The organism is Serratia sp. NPDC078593 (assembly GCF_050268245.1).
In the GTDB taxonomy this organism is placed as follows: domain Bacteria; phylum Pseudomonadota; class Gammaproteobacteria; order Enterobacterales; family Enterobacteriaceae; genus JBNNGK01.
On the sequence record NZ_JBNNGK010000042.1, the window covers coordinates 1,891 to 3,658 of the forward strand.

General features: G+C 52.3%; 1 rRNA gene. It reads right to left on the minus strand.

The annotated features are described in order from the left end of the window. Positions 1-60 precede the first annotated feature (60 nt). A 16S ribosomal RNA gene (locus ACQKDS_RS20105) occupies positions 61-1,602 on the minus strand. Positions 1,603-1,768: the final 166 nt, after the last annotated feature.

The window sequence follows — 1,768 nt, forward strand, 5'->3', positions numbered from 1 at the left end:
CTGCTCGTTACTTTTCATCAGACAATCTGTGTGGACACTTCACAATCAAATATCGTTAGGTAAGGAGGTGATCCAACCGCAGGTTCCCCTACGGTTACCTTGTTACGACTTCACCCCAGTCATGAATCACAAAGTGGTAAGCGCCCTCCCGAAGGTTAAGCTACCTACTTCTTTTGCAACCCACTCCCATGGTGTGACGGGCGGTGTGTACAAGGCCCGGGAACGTATTCACCGTAGCATTCTGATCTACGATTACTAGCGATTCCGACTTCACGGAGTCGAGTTGCAGACTCCGATCCGGACTACGACGTACTTTATGAGGTCCGCTTACTCTCGCAAGTTCGCTTCTCTTTGTATACGCCATTGTAGCACGTGTGTAGCCCTACTCGTAAGGGCCATGATGACTTGACGTCATCCCCACCTTCCTCCAGTTTGTCACTGGCAGTCTCCTTTGAGTTCCCGGCCGAACCGCTGGCAACAAAGGATAAGGGTTGCGCTCGTTGCGGGACTTAACCCAACATTTCACAACACGAGCTGACGACAGCCATGCAGCACCTGTCTCAGAGTTCCCGAAGGCACCAATCCATCTCTGGAAAGTTCTCTGGATGTCAAGAGTAGGTAAGGTTCTTCGCGTTGCATCGAATTAAACCACATGCTCCACCGCTTGTGCGGGCCCCCGTCAATTCATTTGAGTTTTAACCTTGCGGCCGTACTCCCCAGGCGGTCGACTTAACGCGTTAGCTCCGGAAGCCACGCCTCAAGGGCACAACCTCCAAGTCGACATCGTTTACAGCGTGGACTACCAGGGTATCTAATCCTGTTTGCTCCCCACGCTTTCGCACCTGAGCGTCAGTCTTCGTCCAGGGGGCCGCCTTCGCCACCGGTATTCCTCCAGATCTCTACGCATTTCACCGCTACACCTGGAATTCTACCCCCCTCTACGAGACTCTAGCTTGCCAGTTTCAAATGCAGTTCCCACGTTAAGCGCGGGGATTTCACATCTGACTTAACAAACCGCCTGCGTGCGCTTTACGCCCAGTAATTCCGATTAACGCTTGCACCCTCCGTATTACCGCGGCTGCTGGCACGGAGTTAGCCGGTGCTTCTTCTGCGAGTAACGTCAATCCAACAACGTATTAAGTTATTGGCCTTCCTCCTCGCTGAAAGTGCTTTACAACCCGAAGGCCTTCTTCACACACGCGGCATGGCTGCATCAGGCTTGCGCCCATTGTGCAATATTCCCCACTGCTGCCTCCCGTAGGAGTCTGGACCGTGTCTCAGTTCCAGTGTGGCTGGTCATCCTCTCAGACCAGCTAGGGATCGTCGCCTAGGTGAGCCGTTACCCCACCTACTAGCTAATCCCATCTGGGCACATCCGATGGTGTGAGGCCCGAAGGTCCCCCACTTTGGTCCGAAGACGTTATGCGGTATTAGCTACCGTTTCCAGTAGTTATCCCCCTCCATCGGGCAGTTTCCCAGACATTACTCACCCGTCCGCCGCTCGCCGGCAAAGTAGCAAGCTACTTTCCGCTGCCGCTCGACTTGCATGTGTTAGGCCTGCCGCCAGCGTTCAATCTGAGCCATGATCAAACTCTTCAATTAAAAGCTTGATTTGCTTCAACTCGTGAAGCGGTGCTCAAAGATTTACTGCATGAATTTTACTTCAGTTAGTCACTCTTCAAGACTTGATATTTTTTTGCATCCGAGGATGCTGGATATCGTCTTGTGAGTGCCCACACAGATTGTCTGATAAATTGTTAAAGAGCAG